Raw genomic sequence first — 15588 nt, forward strand, 5'->3', positions numbered from 1 at the left:
GACGGCGGGACGTGCCCGCCGCTGTTGTTTTATCTATTCAATAGGCGACCCATCAGCCCAACTTTTTTCTGGGTCGCATCGAAATCGTATCCGAACCCTTCGAAGAAGCTGCGCACTTCAGGTGTCAGCATGCCGCGACCACTGGCGTATTGCGGGAGGTCAAATCCGCCGCCGTAGTTGAGTTCAACCACAACAGGGCCGGTCGGCGTAATCGCGATATCCGTGGATTGGTAACGGATCGGGCCAAACAGACTTGCGGCTTTTGCATTAATCTCGATCACCTGATCCCAATGCGGCAGGGTCATTCCCATCAAACCGGATTGTTCCGGATGGTCGTCCATAAACGCCACAACTGGGTCCGCGCGTTGCGCGATTGTCTTAATGCGGCCTGTCGCAACATCGACTTCTGACGCCAAGTTGCCGGGCCGCCAGAACGCATCGGCAATGTTGTTGCCCTGCGGGAGCTTGATCACAGCCATCGGTACATAGACGCCGTCATCTTTCAACAGATTCACCATGCGCACGGTGGCGATAGATGAACAATACTTCGCGATATCCGGATGGTTGGACAGTTTGCGCTGCACGACATAGGCGTTGTCGGCCACAACGTTTTCCATGAACGTTGCATAAGTGACGGGGTCTTGACCCGCGCATGTCAGGTGAGTTGCGTCAGCGTGATCAATGCGAAAAGCGCCAAAGCTGACCATACCGTCGACAATCTTGCCAAACAGGCCATCGCCAAGTTCAAATGTCACGAGTTCCTTTAGCTCTTCGGCTGTCGTGATCTTTCGCACACCAGGGTAGACGCGGGCGGATTTGTCGATGACGGCAACTGTTTCCGGAACGGGAACGCCGCCGGCTTTGAGCATGGTTTCAGCTAGCATCTTGTCTTCGGCGACTGTGGACCATCCCTGATTATTACAGGTGTGTGTCATGTCCCAATGACGGTCATTCGAGATGAACAATGCACGGGCTTCCGCGTCGTGGCGATCTGCATCAAACAGACCATGGCGGACATATTCAACAAGGTTCAGGCGGCTGTGTGACGCGGCCATCGCTTTGTAATCACGCATGATTTGGATGACTGACCTGCCAGATGTCTTCGCTGCGTACACAAGCAGTTCTTGCTGCGTGCTTTCACGTGCGGCGAGGTAATCTTGTTGGTCTTTCTGTTCGGCGGTCGGTAAAATTTGTACGTTCATGGCGCTCACATTGTTTCCGAGGGCAAGGAATTTGTTTCGAATTGAACAACAATCAATCTTGAAAACGTGGTGAGATTATGGCGCAGTCGGGGCCAGACGCGGGCGGGGTCTCGAATTATGTGCAACGTGCACTGGCGCTATGACCATGCGGCGGGCCTGCGCTGTCTGGGCGCGCCGCGGCTGGCGTCGCTTTCCAACGCGGATTGCAAGCTTGGCCGTCGGCGATGATAAATCCAGACGGGTCATCGTTTACGCCACAGCGAACATATCAAGATCGCGCAGGTTTAGTCGCGGATGGAGCAGGACGTCGAAATCCGAAAGGCTTTCTTTGTGCGGAAACAACGACATAAACAAAAGCTGCATGTCCGATCGCATTTGAACTGTATGGGCCAGACCGGGGTGTAACGTTTCAAGTTCGACGCCGTTGACGTTGATCTGTTCGTGATTGTCGAAACCCAATTGGTAGCAATGGACGGGCGCAATTGGGCGTAATTCGATGATGCTCGACCCGTCAATAAAGTCGCGCACCGGTGCGAATGCGGCGTCGCTTCCGGTCAAGGTTTTGACGCCTGGCGCCTTATGCAGCATGCGTGCTGATGGCCCCAAAACCAAATCCATTCCGGGACGACCGTATCCTAACGCATCAGCCGTCAAGCGTGTCATCGTACCCATTTCGGGTCGTTTATTGCGAGCACCGGGCACAATTGTCATACTGCCGCGCCAGCGCAACGTCTGAAATCCATTGGTCGATGTTTTGATTTTGTCGCCCGGCAACAGATCTTCAACAGCGACTGGACCGCTCTGGGTCTGCAAGATCGCGCCGCGCCCGATGGCTGCGAAACAATCTTCAAACACAGCCGACGCAGGTGCGATGCGCGTAAATTCTTCGATGTCGTAGGATGGTGTCAGATGGGCGACTTCATATTTCCGCATGAGAGGCTTCACACGGGACAGTCGCCCATCTTGACTAGCGATCCGACCGCTATGGGCCGGAGAGGTATAACTTTCCGTCGCGAGGCCAGCGACGGCTTGGTGGGTCTTGCGCATGCGAACACCTTTCGGTTCTTCACACATCTGTCGGCCCCACCGACAACATCTGAGGAGAGTTGCTAAATTCGTTGTAGTGAATGTGGCAAATTTTGGCGTGCACTGTCAAAATATTTTGGATTTGGCTGCGCTATCGGAGTTAATCCCATTTCACGGATCGGGATTGTCGCCGAAACGAGCACGACTTTGCCATATTTGTTCGGGCGTTCGCCGGATCAAACACGTCCTGCGGGTGTCCAAACACGAATCAACCGCGCAGCTTGGGACTACGCGGTTGACAGACCGACCCTTGGGAAGTCGGGGGGAGGGAGAGGGAATGCAGGCCGTTACGGCACCGTTTGGAACGCCTGACGTTTGAGCATCACAAAAGTCCCATGATTGCCATGTCTGGCGCGAGCTTTTGTTGCAGGCTTTCCGTAGGTGTCGTTAGGCCGAAATGTCCATGGACATGAATGCCGGCATTGGCGGCAGGGTAATTTTGTTCTGACGTGTTTCAGTCTCAAGGCGGCGGGCGATCATCGCTTGGCGGCGCAATCCGCGGGCCCAAGGCATATTTGTTTCGCAGTCGTTTGCTGCAGTTTTCGTTTCATCCATCCAGCGTGCTTTAGCCATTGTTTTTTCTCCGGTGTCGATCTGTTGGTTCGTGCAACGTTGTATTGTTGCTGCTCTGAGAACAGTTTGTCCTAGGATGCGGGCAAGAATTTGACCGTCCTCAAAAAAGTTTCGTGTTTCGTACCACTAGAATGGGGCAAGTTGGTTAACATTGCCCAAACGCTCGGAAGGTTTTGTTTTTTATCGGTAATTTTGATGCGCGGAAACAATCAGGCTGGAGATTGATCCATTGTTTCGCAAATTGCGGCAATACATTGGCGCGATATTGCCTAATTCCTGCCTAAGTCGGGCAGGAAATCGCGGCAATCAGTCGACCATAGTCGGCTTCTTTGCGGTGGCAGGTCCGCCGATAGCTGTAGAATCGGTCTTCGTCCGCATAAGTACAGTGCCGCGTCCAAGTCGCATCACCGATTCCAAAGCCACGCAGGCGCATCAGGCCAAAGCCCGGCAGGTCGAATTGCATTTTGTCGCCTGTGCCTTGCGCAAAGAATCGGGCGTAAAGTGGGTCTTCTGCCAGAAAGGTCTCAAAAAACTCTGGTCCAACTTCGTAAGCCGCTTGGCTGATTGACGGGCCAATGACCGCTTTGGTGTTCGCGCGGTCAGCGCCCAGCGCTTCCATCGCATCTAATGTAGACTCGAGCACACCATTCAACGCACCTGTCCAGCCTGCATGGGCGGCACCGACGACCTTCGCGACCGGATCAGCAAAAAGAACGGGTTGGCAGTCAGCGGTCAGGATCGACAGGGCGAGCCCCGGTACGTTCGTCACAAGCGCGTCGGCTTTGGGTTTATCCGATGTGGGCTCTGTGACCGTGACCACATCTGCTGAATGGACTTGATGAACGCCCATCAAATGTGCGTGTGGCACTGACATTGCATCTGCCACGCGCGCGCGATTGATCGCAACGATCTCGTGTTGATCAGAGCTGCCAAAACCGCAGTTCAAACCCGCATAAACACCTGAAGACGCGCCGCCTTTGCGGGTAAAGAACCCGTGCGGAATGCCTTCCAACAGATCGTCAGTGATGATCTCAAGCGTCATGTGTCAGTCCCGCAGGTGGTGGGGTGCCTTTTGGATGCAGCCCGATAACTTTGAATATCTCACCCATTTCTGACGGGTGGGTCAAGCGGCGGTGCGCTGCAATATGCTGGTCCAACCCGTCACCGGTTAAATGCTGTGCAAGCGATTGGGCGCGATTGGTAATACCGAGCCGTTCGAGAAAAACACCCTGCGTGGTCAGGCGAGTGAATTGAGCTGGGCTTGCCGCCTGCGCAATTGCTTCGAAATCCACATGCGCGGTCAAGTCAGCGTCGCCGGGTGCTTTGAATGGGTCAACGGGCGCATGGTCTGTGATGGCTTGTAACGTATCGCCCAAGCTGCGCCAATCGCCGTAATCGATGATCAGCGCGGCACCGCCGTGGTCTGCGATGCGCTGTCCGATCTGCGTCGCAATACCGGGCAGGGCAGGGCAAAGTTCGACCAGATCGCCTGCCTTGGTGTCGTCAAGCCTGTGGTCCAGCGCGTCCATCGGGGCGGCGGCCGACAGGCCTAGCGTCAATTTGTCGTCCTGCACCCCAACCATATGTTCGCGCCAACCCGCGTCGTCGCGTGTAAACTGGCGGATGGGGAGCGCGTCGAAGAATTCATTCGCGACCATGAACAGCGGCGCATCTGGTAATGTGCTGATCGTATCGTGCCACGTCGCTTGCGGGACCAATTCGGCCTGTTTGGCACGCAAGAGGGGTGATGCTTCGATCAGATGCACAGATGCGGCATCATGGAAACCGGGCACTGATTTCGTCGCACGCAGCATGTCGGCCATTAGCGTCCCACGACCCGGACCAATTTCGGCGAGCGTAAAGTGCGTGGGTTGGCCCTGATCGATCCATGCCTGCGCGAGGCAAAGCCCCAGCATTTCGCCGAACATCTGGCTGATTTCGGGGGCCGTAATGAAATCACCTTTGGCTCCGAACGGGTCGCGTGTGGCGTAATACCCGTGTTTCGGATGCAACAGGCATTCGGCCATATAGTCCGCCAGCGTGATGGGGCCAGTCTGGCCAATCCGCGCAATCAGAAGATCGGCAAGCGCCGTCATGACCGCCGCCGCGCCATGACAAAGATCGTCAGGCCGATCAGGATCATCGGTAGGGAAAGTGTCTGACCCATGGTCACGCCCCATCCATCAATGTGAAACGCGAGGCCAAGCGGGTTACCTTCTGTGACGAACTGGGCATCCGGTTGGCGGACAAATTCGATGATGAAACGTGAAATGCCGTAGCCTGCGAAAAACAGGCCGGTGATCATCCACGGGCGTTTCAGCGCGCCAAAGCCGAACACCAGCGTCATGAGGATCGCGCCTAGGATCAATCCTTCGAGACCGGCCTCATAGAGCTGCGACGGGTGGCGGCCGCACAGTTCCGTTGCCGTGGCGCAGCTTTGTGCCGCTTGGCCCGGAAATGCGACGGCCCAAGGCAGGTCCGTGGGGCGGCCCCAAAGTTCAGCGTTGATGAAATTCGCAATGCGGACCAGCAGAATAGCAGGGGTGGCGGCGACGCAGACGATGTCTGCAAGGGCGGAAAAGGGTATCTTGTTGCGATAGCTGAACAGCCAAACGCCAATGACGACGCCAATAAAGCCACCGTGGAATGACATACCGCCAGTCCAGATCATCGGAATCTCAAGCGGATTCGCGATGAAACGGGCAGGGTTATAGAATAAAACGTAGCCCAACCGACCTCCGCCGATCACGCCGATCACGACGTAGGTCAGCAGGTCTTCCAGCTGTTTATGTTCCATCGGGGCCACGCCACCGCGCCACAGATGTGGGCGACGCAGGGCTGCGGCAATTACCTGCCAGCCAATAGCGATTCCGACGATATACCCCATCGCATACCAACGAAGGGCCAGTTCAAATCCAAATACATTGATCGAGAAAATCTCGGGCGAAATGGCGGGGAAGGGGATCGGATTGCTCATGCCTTTACGTGGCTTTGGGCTGCGGCAAAGTCAACAGGGATGGCGGGTTGCACGTGGACACGCGGGTGCCCATATATAAACCAAGCAAAAGCGGAGCTGCATCATGCAAACCAAGAACAAAATGTTAGACGACCTGTCGCAACTGATGACCAACGCCATGGGCGTGGCACAAGGCGCGAAAGACGAAGCGGGCAACGCGATGAGTTCGATGATGGAGCGCTGGCTGGCTGATCGTGACTTTGTGACCCGCGAAGAATTCGACGCAGTGCGGGCGATGGCGCAAAAGGCGCGCGAAGAAAACGAAGCACTCGCGGCACGGATCGCGGCACTCGAAGCGAAATAAACCGCGTGCGGGGAGCCCCATTTTCTAAGAAAACGGTGCTCCCCTACAGCTGAAGACTTAGAATTCGGCCAGATACGCCACCAAAATATCCAGCGCTGCCTGTAGATCATCCTTTTCGATCATCTCGGTCACTGTGTGGATATAACGCGTACCCACGACAATTCCGACAGCCCGTGCACCTGCCGCTGCCTGTTGTGCGGCAGCACCGTCTTGGCCGCCCGCCGCCAGCATCGTGCGCTGGTAAGGGATGTCGTTTGCAATCGCGAGCGCTTCGATTTGTTTGACCAAATCCCGGTCCGCGATGAATGAACTGTCCCGCACATGCAGGCCGAATCCTTTGCCTTGCGTTGTTGTCGCATCCTTTTCGGGAATACCGGGCGTGTCGCACGCCAGCGTGGTGTCGACACCAATCCCGATATCAGGCTTCACGGCAAAGGCCGCAGTTTTGCCGCCGCGCAGGCCAACCTCTTCTTGACAGGTAAAGGCCACGTGAATTTCCGCACCGCGCCCTTTGTCACCAAGTGCGCGCATCGCTTCGATCCCCAGCCAGCAGGCGATGCGGTTATCCAGTGCCTTTGACACGATCTTATCGCCGATTTCGATGAACGGTTCTTCCATCACAACAAAATCGCCGACTTTGATGACGTCGTGCGCTTTCTTGCCCATCCCGAGATCAACAAAGAAATCGCCGACCTCCGGTACTTTTTTGCGATCCTCGGGCGAGGCAATATGCACAGGCTTGCCACCCGGATTCATAACGCCAAGGTAATCGCCATCATCGGTGCAAACGCGGACACGGCGCGAGAACAGGTTGCGTGGGTCAAAGCCGCCGACAGGGTTCAGGTACAGATAACCGTCTTTGCTGATATGGCTGACCAGAAAGCCGATTTCGTCCATATGGCAGAGCAACATGATCTTCGTCGGATTGTCGCCGGTCCCGTTGCGTTTGCACAAAAGGGACCCCATTGGATCGGTCGTGACCTCGTCAAACAACCCGTCGATCTCGGATGTGATCAGGTCACGCACGCGATGTTCATTGCCGGGCACACCGGGGGTTTCGCACAGGGATTTCAGCAGATCGAGGTTCATCAAAGGCTCCGTCATTTTAGGTTGTGATAAATGTGGGCCGCGGGGGTGGTGAAGGCAAGCGGGTTGTCGGTATGCAGGCGGCCAAACCGTAAGAGGCCCCGATGACCACACCTGATATCTTTGCACCTTTCGCCGCATTGGCCGCGCAGCTTTTGCCGCATGCCTGTGACAACGCAGACGATGGGTCACATGACATCGCCCATATCGCGCGGGTCTGGGCCAACGCGCGCACCATTCACGCGGCTGAAGGTGGGGATGGTCGTGTGTTATGTGCGGCAACGCTGCTGCATGACTGCGTGTCGCTTGAAAAGGATGCAGCGGATCGGTCGCAAGGGTCGCGGATGGCGGCGGACAAGGCCCGAGGCGTATTAGAGGGGCTGGAATGGGATGAAGCGGACATTGACCGCGTATCCCACGCGATCGTCGCGCACAGCTTTTCAGCAAATGTCACGCCAACAACGATTGAAGCAAAGATACTGCAAGATGCGGACCGTTTAGACGCGATCGGCTTGATTGGCGTGGCACGCTGTTTCTACGTGGCGGGGCGCATGGGGTCCGGCCTGTACGATCCGGCTGATCCTAGGGCGCAAAAACGGGAACTGGACGACAAGACCTTCGCCATTGATCATTTCGAAACCAAGCTGCGGACGCTTGCAGAGGGGTTTCAAACCGCGACGGGTGCTGCGATGGCGCAAGACCGGCACGCGGCGCTTTTGACCTTTCGGAACGGCCTGCTGGCCGAAATCGGGGCCGAACCGCGTTAACCTTTTGAATAATCGCGAGTTCTCCACAGGTATCTTGGGCGACGTCCCACTTATCCCCAAGAAATTACTTTACAGGTAAGGTCTCGTAAAGCACCATATGTCGTAGGGACAGAAAACAAAAATACTGATCCTAGAGCAGTCACATAGCGGTTGGGTCGCTGCCACGTCCCGCTGCCAGACAGGCGAGGCGCGACATATGGCACTTTCAGAGCATTATCTTGAGACGGATGACCTGCATCCGATTGATTTGGTTGAATATGTCGCCGAACACCACGACTGGCAATTTGACCGCATCCACGACGACCAGATCGCAATGGCGGTTGAAGCGCAGTGGCGGACATATGCGATTACTGTGGCTTGGTGTGCGGCGGATGAAACGCTGCGGCTGATCTGCACGTACGAAATGGAACCGCCAGCGAACCGTATTCCAGCGCTTTACGAAGCGCTGAACACGATCAACGACATGTGCTGGGCGGGATCGTTTTCGTGGTGGGGTGATGAACAGATGATGGTCTATCGCTACGGTCTTGTGCTCGCGGGCGATCAGGCACCATCAGCGGAACAGATCGATACAATGATCGGGGCCGCTGTCGCGAGTTGCGAACGCTATTATCCTGCCATCCAACTGGTGACATGGGCCGACCGTAGTCCAAAAGATGCGGTTCAGATCGCCATTGCCGAGGCTTACGGACGCGCATAACCGCGCGTCCAGTCTCGATTTTTGCTAGACTGCGTCGTGCTACGCAGCCTTTTGCTGTGTGGCTTGGGTCGCTGCTGATAGCAGCACCTGCGCCACTGCATCACATTCCGCCAGCGTCAGTCGTGCAGGCAGCCGTACGTCGCATGCATTCGTCAGCATGGCACGGGTTTTTGGCAGTTCAGGTGTATCCCCAAGAAAATGCCAGTTCCAAAACGCACGCGCGTTATCCGTGGAACGCCCAAAGATTTGGACGTTCAGGCCGGCTTGTAGGGTAGCGCTCTGGAAATCCGCGATTTGCGCATCTGTCAAATCGACAAGATTGAACTGGATCGAATCCGGTGCGCGGTTTTCAGGGGAAAGCTCTGCAGGGACACTAAGGTTGGGATGTGCATCCAATTGGTTCGCCACATGATCATGATTGCGCCGCCCATCTGTGACGCGCTGGTCCAATGCGTCCAGCTGTGGCCGGATCAAAGCCGCAGACAGCGTGTTCAGGCGTAAGTTATAAAGCGGCAGTTTGTTCTGCCATGTCGCGAACGGCGCATGCAGGACCGGATGTTTCCGCCAGTTATGTTCATAGGCGCCGGACATGATAATCGCTTTGGCGACAAGTTCGGCGTCATCGGTGATCATGATCCCACCTTCGCCTGCGTTCAGCATTTTATAGGACTGGAAACTGAAGCAGCCGATTTTACCGATGGTCCCGATATTCCGGTCGCCCCACGTCGTGCCAAGGCTATGCGCGGCATCTTCAATGACTGGAATACCTGCCGCGTCGCACAGCGTCATGATCGCATCCATGTCCGACGTATGCCCGCGCATGTGGCTGATGATGACGGCCTCGACCGATGGCAGCTTTGCCGCGAAATCATCCAGATCGATGCGGTAATTGTCGCCACATTCGCACAGCACGGGCACGCAATCGGCATGCACCACGGATGACGGTACTGCCGCAAAGGTAAACGCCGGGATCAGAACGCGGGCGTCGCGGGGCAGCCCCAGCGCCTTGAGCGACAGGAACAGCGCAGCAGAGCATGACGACACGGCCAATGCATAGGTACTGCCAAGCTTCGCGGCAAATTCGGCTTCCAACAGTGCGACCGGCGATTGATCGTTGGTGTAGCGAAACAGGTCGCCGGTTTCCAAGATACGCGTGACTTCTGCCTTGGCGGCCGCGGGGATTGGTTCAGCTTGTGTCAGGTTGGGCAATTGTGACATGTTTCACCTTTTCCGAAATGCTCTTTCGGAAAAAGCTAACATGAAACTTATGACAATTCTATGACCGCGCTCAAAGCCCTAGTTTTTCCCGCAATCCGTTCCATGCGAGCGCCATTTGCAACAATGGACGCCCCAGTGCAGTCCCGCCAGGGAAGGCGGGCGTCGGCAACGTCGCGAGCGTATCGAAACGTGATGCGTGGCCTGCGACGGCTTCGCCTAAGATCTTGCCGCAAAGGCCAGACAGCGCGACCCCGTGGCCCGTATACCCGCCCGCAGAGACGATGTTGCTATCGATCCGTTGGATTGCGGGCAGCCCCGAAATCGTGACGCCCAATGTCCCGCCCCAAGCATAATCAATGCCGATCCGGTCCAAGGTAGGGAACAACGCGGTAAAACGTGGGCGCAGCATTGCGCCAATGTCTTGCGGGAATGTGGTTTTTGCTGCCGCACGCCCACCAAAAAGCAAGCGTTTGTCATCAGACAGACGGTAGTAGTTCACATCATTCTTGCTGTCCTCAACGGCGATATCCTGCTTCAGAATAGTCGCTTGTGTGTCGGACAATGGTACGGTCGCACAAATAAAGCTGTTCACGGGCATAATCGTGGCCGCGACTTTGCGTTCAAGACCGCTGATATAACCGTTGGTTGCGATAATCAGGTGGTCGGCGGTGACATGGCCTTTGCCAGTGCGCAACGTGACTTTGGGACCTTTGGCAATGTGGTGCACGGCACTGTTTTCAAAGATCACCGCTCCCGCATCTTCGGCAGCTTTGGCAAGCGCCAGTGCATAGCGCAAGGGATGAATATGGGCGGCACCCCAATCAATCGTGCCGCCTTGGTACAAAGGGGAACCGACAACGTCGGCAAACTCCGATTGCGTGCACGTCTTGATCTGGTCGTAGTCATAGTTGACTTGCAAATAGGCCGCGTCAGCATGATGGCCGTCGCGTTCTTTGGCAGAATAACATCCATGGGCGACGCCCGGCTTCCATTGCGCATCGGGTGCGATGGTTTCGCAGTTCGTCGCGACGTCTGCTTTCGCTTCTTGGGTCAAAGCCCATAGGTCGCGCGCGGTATCTGCCCCTAGCTTTTTCGCCAGTAAGCGTTGCGGTGCATTGTAGCCTGACGCGACCTGGCCGCCGTTGCGGCCCGACGCGCCAAAGCCCGCGCGATGGGCTTCCAAGACGACAACAGATAAACCTTTTTCGGCAAGTAGCTTTGCCGCCGATAATCCTGTGTATCCCGCGCCAATGATGCAAACGTCCGCCGTGTTTGCGCCGCGTAGGTCTGGCCGCATAGGGGGCGCATCAACCGTGGCCGCGTACCACGAGTTCGGGAATTGCCCCTGGGTGTCATTGCGGTACAGGACGCTCATTTTACACGTTCAATAGCAAATGTTCGCGTTCCCACGGGCTGATCACCTGAAGAAATTCATTGTATTCGGCCCGTTTGACGATGGAGTAAACCCGCGCAAAATCGGGTCCCATGATGTCGTGGATGTCTGTCGCGTCGTCGAACAGATCAAGCGCTGCGTATAGGCCCTGCGGAATATCGTCTTCACCGTCGTAAGCATCGCCGCGGTAAATTTCGTCCGGCTTTGTCCCGTTCATCATACCCAGATACCCGCAAGCCAATGACGCCGCGATGCACAGATAAGGGTTGCAATCCATTCCGGCGAGCCTGTTTTCGACCCGTCGCGCCGCTGGGTTAGACAGCGGCACACGAATCCCCGTGGTGCGATTGTCGCGGCCCCATTCAAGGTTAATCGGGGCGGCGTGATCACGGACATAGCGCCGATAGCTGTTCACATAGGGGGCCATGATCGCGACTACATTGGGCAGGTTTTTCTGCAGACCACCGATGAAATTCATAAACGCAGGTGTTTCGGAATCGTCGGCACCGGTAAAGATATTGCGCCCTTGGCTATCAAGAACCGAATGGTGAATGTGCATCGCACTGCCCGGTTCGCCCTCGATCGGTTTGGCCATGAAGGTCGCAAAACAATCGTGTTTCAGGGCGGCTTCCTTGATCAGGCGTTTGAAATAGAACACCTCATCGGCCAGTTTAACGGGATCGCCGTGCAGCAAGTTAATTTCGAGCTGGCCTGCGCCACCTTCCTGAGTAATGCCATCAATTTCGAACCCTTGAATTTCGGCGAATTCGTAAATGTCGTCAATGACAGGACCAAAATCGTCGACAGCGGACATCGAATAGGCCTGCCGTCCCGCGACAGGGCGACCGGTACGCCCAACCATCGGTTCAATCTTCTTGGCGGGATCAGTGTTGCGGGCAACCAGAAAGAATTCCATTTCAGGCGCTACGACGGGGGTCCAGCCTTGTTCAGCATATTTCGCGACGACGTGTTTCAAAACATTGCGCGGAGAAAACCCGATGGGATCGCCATTCGTGCGGTATGCGTCGTGAATAACCTGCAGCGTCCCGTCTTCGGTCCATGGGGCTGCGGTTGCGGTCGACATATCTGGGCGCAGGATCATGTCCGGTTCCGTGAAACCGGCAGGTCCAGCGGCTTCGCCCCAATCGCCCGTGATAGTCTGGAAAAAGATCGATTCCGGCAGGTGGAAGAACTGTTGTTTTTCCCACTTTGCAGCAGGCACGGCCTTACCACGCGCAATGCCAGGCAGATCGCCGATGACACATTCGACTTCATCCAAGCGGTTTGCTTCGAGATAAGCCTTGGCAGCGTTCGGTAGCGCGTCAATCCAGCTCATGCGATGGACCTTTCTTTGAAGAACGACCCGATCTGGCGGGCCAAGCGGGCGTTGTGGACCGGGGCGTCAATTGTCGCGCGGGCGGCATCAAGCTGCGCGTCAGGTACGACGCCGGGGCCGCGGTGGGTCGCGAGACCATCGATGAAGTTGCCGTCAAATTCGGGATGGGCCTGAACGGTGAACGCTTTCTTTCCGTAGATCAGCGCCGCGTTTTCGCAAAAGTCGTTACGCGCACAAACGGTTGCATCGTCGGGCAGGGCGACCACCTGGTCTTGATGCCATGCGTTCAGATGGATTTCTTCGCCTTGCCAGTCGTAAGTCTGACGACCAACGGCCCAGCCATCCTTGAATTTCTCGACTTTCCCACCGAGCGCCTGCGCAATGATTTGATGGCCAAAGCAAATGCCAACAAGCGGCAGGTCGGCAGCGTAGATATCGCGGATCAGGGTTTCGAGAGGGGCGATGAACGGATGATCTCCATATGCGCCATGTTTTGATCCGGTGATCAGCCACCCATCAGCGACATCGGCGTTTGCGGGGAACTCCATATCAACGACGCTATAAGTCGCGAATTCGAAGTCTTGCCCCGCCAGAAGATTGACAAAAAGGTCCGCGTAATTGCCCGTTTCCCCCAAAAGTTCCTTTGGGGAATGTCCGGTTTGAAGAATGCCGATTTTCATGCTGTGCCTGTTATGGATACTTATGCAAACCCTAGCCAGCGTGGGGTCTTGGGGCAAGTGTGGCGATGTGCTTGGCGCGCCAAGCATGGGGGTTTTGCACCCCCAGACCCCCGCAGGATATTTGTAACCAAAAGAAGGGTCAGACCGTGTCGAGATACAGGTCCAGTTGTTCTTCGGGTGTGAGCTGGTCAAAGTTCATCATTTCCTGCCGCTTGGTCAGCACAAAGTTGTCGACAAGAAGCGGGTCGAAAATGCGTCGCGCGATCGGGCTTTTATCAAAGGCCTCGATTGCGTCGGCCCAAGTGCTGGGCACTTGAGGCAGGTCTTGGTCATAGGCGTTCCCCGTGATGGGCGTACCGGGTTTCAGGTTATCTTCGATCCCGATCAGAGCAGAACCGAGGACGGCAGCGAGGAACAGATAGGGGTTCACGTCACCACCGGCGACACGGTGCTCGACACGCCGCGCTTTATAGCTGCCGCCGGGCACACGGATAGACGCGGTGCGGTTGTCGTAAGCCCAACAGATACCTGTCGGGGCATGGCTGTTCGGCACCAAGCGTTCATAGGAATTGCCGTGTGGTGCAAAGATAAGTGCGAGGTCAGGGATACCTTTCAGGCAACCCGCAATCGCGTTGTGCAGCATGTCAGTGCCTTCGAATGTATCATTGGCCATCAGGTTGTTGCCGTCAGCGTCAATGACCGAGAAATGCGTATGCAGTCCATTGCCTGCGTAATCGTCGTATGGCTTTGCCATAAAACTGGCCGCCATCCCGTGATTGCGCGCGAGACCGCGCACCAGCATTTTGAACAGCCAAGCATCGTCCGCAGCCTTTAGGGCGTCAGGCACATGTTCAAGGTTCACTTCGAACTGACCAGTGCCTGCTTCCGAAATTGCGGCCTCTGCCGGAATATCCATTGCTTCACAGGCATCATAGAGATCGTTGAAGAAGTCATCGAAGGCATCAAGTGCACGCAGGCTGAGAATTTCGGCACCAGGTCGGCGTTTGCCTGATCGTGGAGACATGGGTTGTCTGATTTCGCGGCCACTGTCGTCGACAAGATAAAATTCCATCTCGGTCGCGGCAACGGGGGTCAGGCCAAGCGCCTTGTACCGATCAACCACCCGCGCCAGCGCATGACGTGGATCACCTGCGTAAGGTGTCCCGTCTTCGGCGTGCATCCAAACAGGGATCAATGCCGACGGGGCAGACAGCCACGGCATTGGCACATAGCCGCGTTCCGTCGGCAGCAGCAGTCCGTCGGGGTCACCCGTTTCAAAGACCATTGGACTATCGTCGATGTCTTCGCCCCAAATATCGAGGTTCAGGACGGACAACGGGAAACGTGTGCCTTCGGTTTCCAGCTTTTCAGCAAAGCGGCGGGGGACGCGTTTGCCCCTAGCTTGACCGTTCAGGTCGGCTGCGCCGCAGCGGACGTTACGGACTTCGGGGTGATCGTGTAGCCATGACATGGAGTTAGGTCCTTAGCCCAAAAGGGGCATTCCGACCTTTGTTTTACTGGACGTCAGGGGATTGAGCTAGTGGGAAACTGCGCCGTCTCCGCCATTTCAACAAACCAAGCCCAGCCATCGCAGTCACGATCAATGGCAATCCTGCTGGAACAGGGATCGGGGCGGGGTTCGCGAGTGCGCCATCAATGAAGAATTCAACGCCTGCATTGCCGTAATTCTCGAAATAGATCAGCTCAAACGCCACGCGCCCTTCTGCGGGGTTCCGGTTTCGGGAGGTTGTCGCGAAGCTGCGCGCCCGCGCGCGCTGAGTTACCTGCGTGTCGTCAATGGTCAGGCGGAACCCGTCATCAGACCCGACCGCAAAGGACTGATTGCCTGGAAGCAGGTCAAGGAAACCTGTAAAGCGAAACACGGACGTTTGGATCGTGGCCAAACCGTTGCCAACAATGGATGCGGCATCCGCACCAAGGAATGTCGCGAGCGTTGTGTTGCTGCTATTGGTGTTTGTGTTGCCATTTGGAAAGTCGATGGCGCTTGTTTGAAACGTAGCCGTCGGGCTGGCTGAGGCGATCGCGTTTATAGCTTGGGTGATGTTGTTCGATGGCGAATCCAGCTTGAAGAATTCGCCAGTAAAGGTTGCAGCACGACTGGACGCTGGGGCCAGAGCCACAACGACGCATAGAGCGCACAAAATATTGATGCCGCGAAGAAAGCGAAACAGTCTCAACATGCGCGTGATTTGCCGGGTTAACAGAG

General features: G+C 56.2%; 16 protein-coding genes. 3 read left to right on the forward strand and 13 right to left on the reverse strand.

Features of this window, described 5'->3' with window-relative positions:
* Positions 1-29 precede the first annotated feature (29 nt).
* From MWU61_RS01870 to lgt, 6 genes are all read right to left on the reverse strand, one after another.
* Positions 30-1202, reverse strand: a complete 1173-nt coding sequence (locus MWU61_RS01870) for a sugar-transfer associated ATP-grasp domain-containing protein (RefSeq protein ID WP_247126303.1) — start codon at positions 1200-1202, stop codon at positions 30-32.
* 249 nt (positions 1203-1451) lie between these two features.
* On the reverse strand, positions 1452-2249 hold the full coding sequence (locus MWU61_RS01875; RefSeq protein ID WP_247126304.1) for a Hint domain-containing protein: 798 nt from the start codon (positions 2247-2249) through the stop codon (positions 1452-1454).
* Between the two features lie 426 nt (positions 2250-2675).
* Complete coding sequence (locus MWU61_RS01880; protein ID WP_247126305.1) at positions 2676-2861, reverse strand: hypothetical protein; 186 nt, start codon at positions 2859-2861, stop codon at positions 2676-2678.
* A 280-nt stretch (positions 2862-3141) separates the two neighbouring features.
* Positions 3142-3903, reverse strand: a complete 762-nt coding sequence (gene pgeF / locus MWU61_RS01885; protein ID WP_247126307.1) for a peptidoglycan editing factor PgeF — start codon at positions 3901-3903, stop codon at positions 3142-3144.
* The gene (locus MWU61_RS01890; RefSeq protein WP_247126309.1) at positions 3893-4957 is read right to left on the reverse strand and encodes an SAM-dependent methyltransferase; all 1065 of its coding nucleotides are present in this window, start codon (positions 4955-4957) and stop codon (positions 3893-3895) included. Before MWU61_RS01890 ends, pgeF begins: the two co-directional genes overlap by 11 nt.
* Positions 4954-5838: a prolipoprotein diacylglyceryl transferase gene (gene lgt, locus MWU61_RS01895; protein WP_247126310.1), complete on the reverse strand. Its 885-nt coding sequence runs from the start codon at positions 5836-5838 to the stop codon at positions 4954-4956. Before lgt ends, MWU61_RS01890 begins: the two co-directional genes overlap by 4 nt.
* A 103-nt stretch (positions 5839-5941) precedes the next feature.
* On the opposite strand from lgt, the gene MWU61_RS01900 reads away from it, so the two are divergent.
* Positions 5942-6181: an accessory factor UbiK family protein gene (locus MWU61_RS01900; protein WP_247126312.1), complete on the forward strand. Its 240-nt coding sequence runs from the start codon at positions 5942-5944 to the stop codon at positions 6179-6181.
* A gap of 57 nt (positions 6182-6238) precedes the next feature.
* On the opposite strand, the gene MWU61_RS01905 is transcribed toward MWU61_RS01900, so the two are convergent.
* Positions 6239-7270 carry a M20/M25/M40 family metallo-hydrolase gene (locus MWU61_RS01905; protein WP_247126314.1) on the reverse strand — a complete coding sequence of 344 codons (1032 nt, stop codon included), beginning with the start codon at positions 7268-7270 and terminating at the stop codon, positions 6239-6241.
* Positions 7271-7371: 101 nt separating this feature from the next.
* Between MWU61_RS01905 and MWU61_RS19710 the strand changes: the two genes are divergently transcribed.
* Both MWU61_RS19710 and MWU61_RS01920 read left to right on the forward strand, forming a co-directional pair.
* Positions 7372-8034 carry an HD domain-containing protein gene (locus MWU61_RS19710; RefSeq protein ID WP_281501879.1) on the forward strand — a complete coding sequence of 221 codons (663 nt, stop codon included), beginning with the start codon at positions 7372-7374 and terminating at the stop codon, positions 8032-8034.
* A 196-nt stretch (positions 8035-8230) separates the two neighbouring features.
* Entirely contained in the window at positions 8231-8734 is a 504-nt protein-coding gene (locus MWU61_RS01920; RefSeq protein ID WP_247126316.1) for a YbjN domain-containing protein, read from the forward strand.
* A 39-nt stretch (positions 8735-8773) separates the two neighbouring features.
* Here the strand turns inward: MWU61_RS01920 and MWU61_RS01925 are convergent, their stop codons facing one another.
* From MWU61_RS01925 to MWU61_RS01950, 6 genes are all read right to left on the reverse strand, one after another.
* Positions 8774-9952 carry an aminotransferase class I/II-fold pyridoxal phosphate-dependent enzyme gene (locus tag MWU61_RS01925; protein WP_247126318.1) on the reverse strand — a complete coding sequence of 393 codons (1179 nt, stop codon included), beginning with the start codon at positions 9950-9952 and terminating at the stop codon, positions 8774-8776.
* A gap of 70 nt (positions 9953-10022) precedes the next feature.
* Positions 10023-11327 carry an FAD-binding oxidoreductase gene (locus tag MWU61_RS01930; RefSeq protein WP_247126320.1) on the reverse strand — a complete coding sequence of 435 codons (1305 nt, stop codon included), beginning with the start codon at positions 11325-11327 and terminating at the stop codon, positions 10023-10025.
* 1 nt (position 11328) lies between these two features.
* Positions 11329-12681: a glutamine synthetase family protein gene (locus MWU61_RS01935; RefSeq protein WP_247126321.1), complete on the reverse strand. Its 1353-nt coding sequence runs from the start codon at positions 12679-12681 to the stop codon at positions 11329-11331.
* Positions 12678-13361: a type 1 glutamine amidotransferase gene (locus tag MWU61_RS01940; protein ID WP_247126322.1), complete on the reverse strand. Its 684-nt coding sequence runs from the start codon at positions 13359-13361 to the stop codon at positions 12678-12680. The genes MWU61_RS01935 and MWU61_RS01940 overlap by 4 nt, the downstream gene beginning before the upstream one ends.
* Before the next feature lie 139 nt (positions 13362-13500).
* On the reverse strand, positions 13501-14832 hold the full coding sequence (locus MWU61_RS01945) for a glutamine synthetase family protein (RefSeq protein WP_247126324.1): 1332 nt from the start codon (positions 14830-14832) through the stop codon (positions 13501-13503).
* A gap of 43 nt (positions 14833-14875) precedes the next feature.
* Positions 14876-15502 carry a hypothetical protein gene (locus tag MWU61_RS01950; RefSeq protein WP_247126325.1) on the reverse strand — a complete coding sequence of 209 codons (627 nt, stop codon included), beginning with the start codon at positions 15500-15502 and terminating at the stop codon, positions 14876-14878.
* Positions 15503-15588 lie beyond the last annotated feature (86 nt).

The sequence above is a fragment of the Loktanella sp. F6476L genome, from assembly GCF_023015725.1.
Lineage (GTDB): Bacteria > Pseudomonadota > Alphaproteobacteria > Rhodobacterales > Rhodobacteraceae > Yoonia.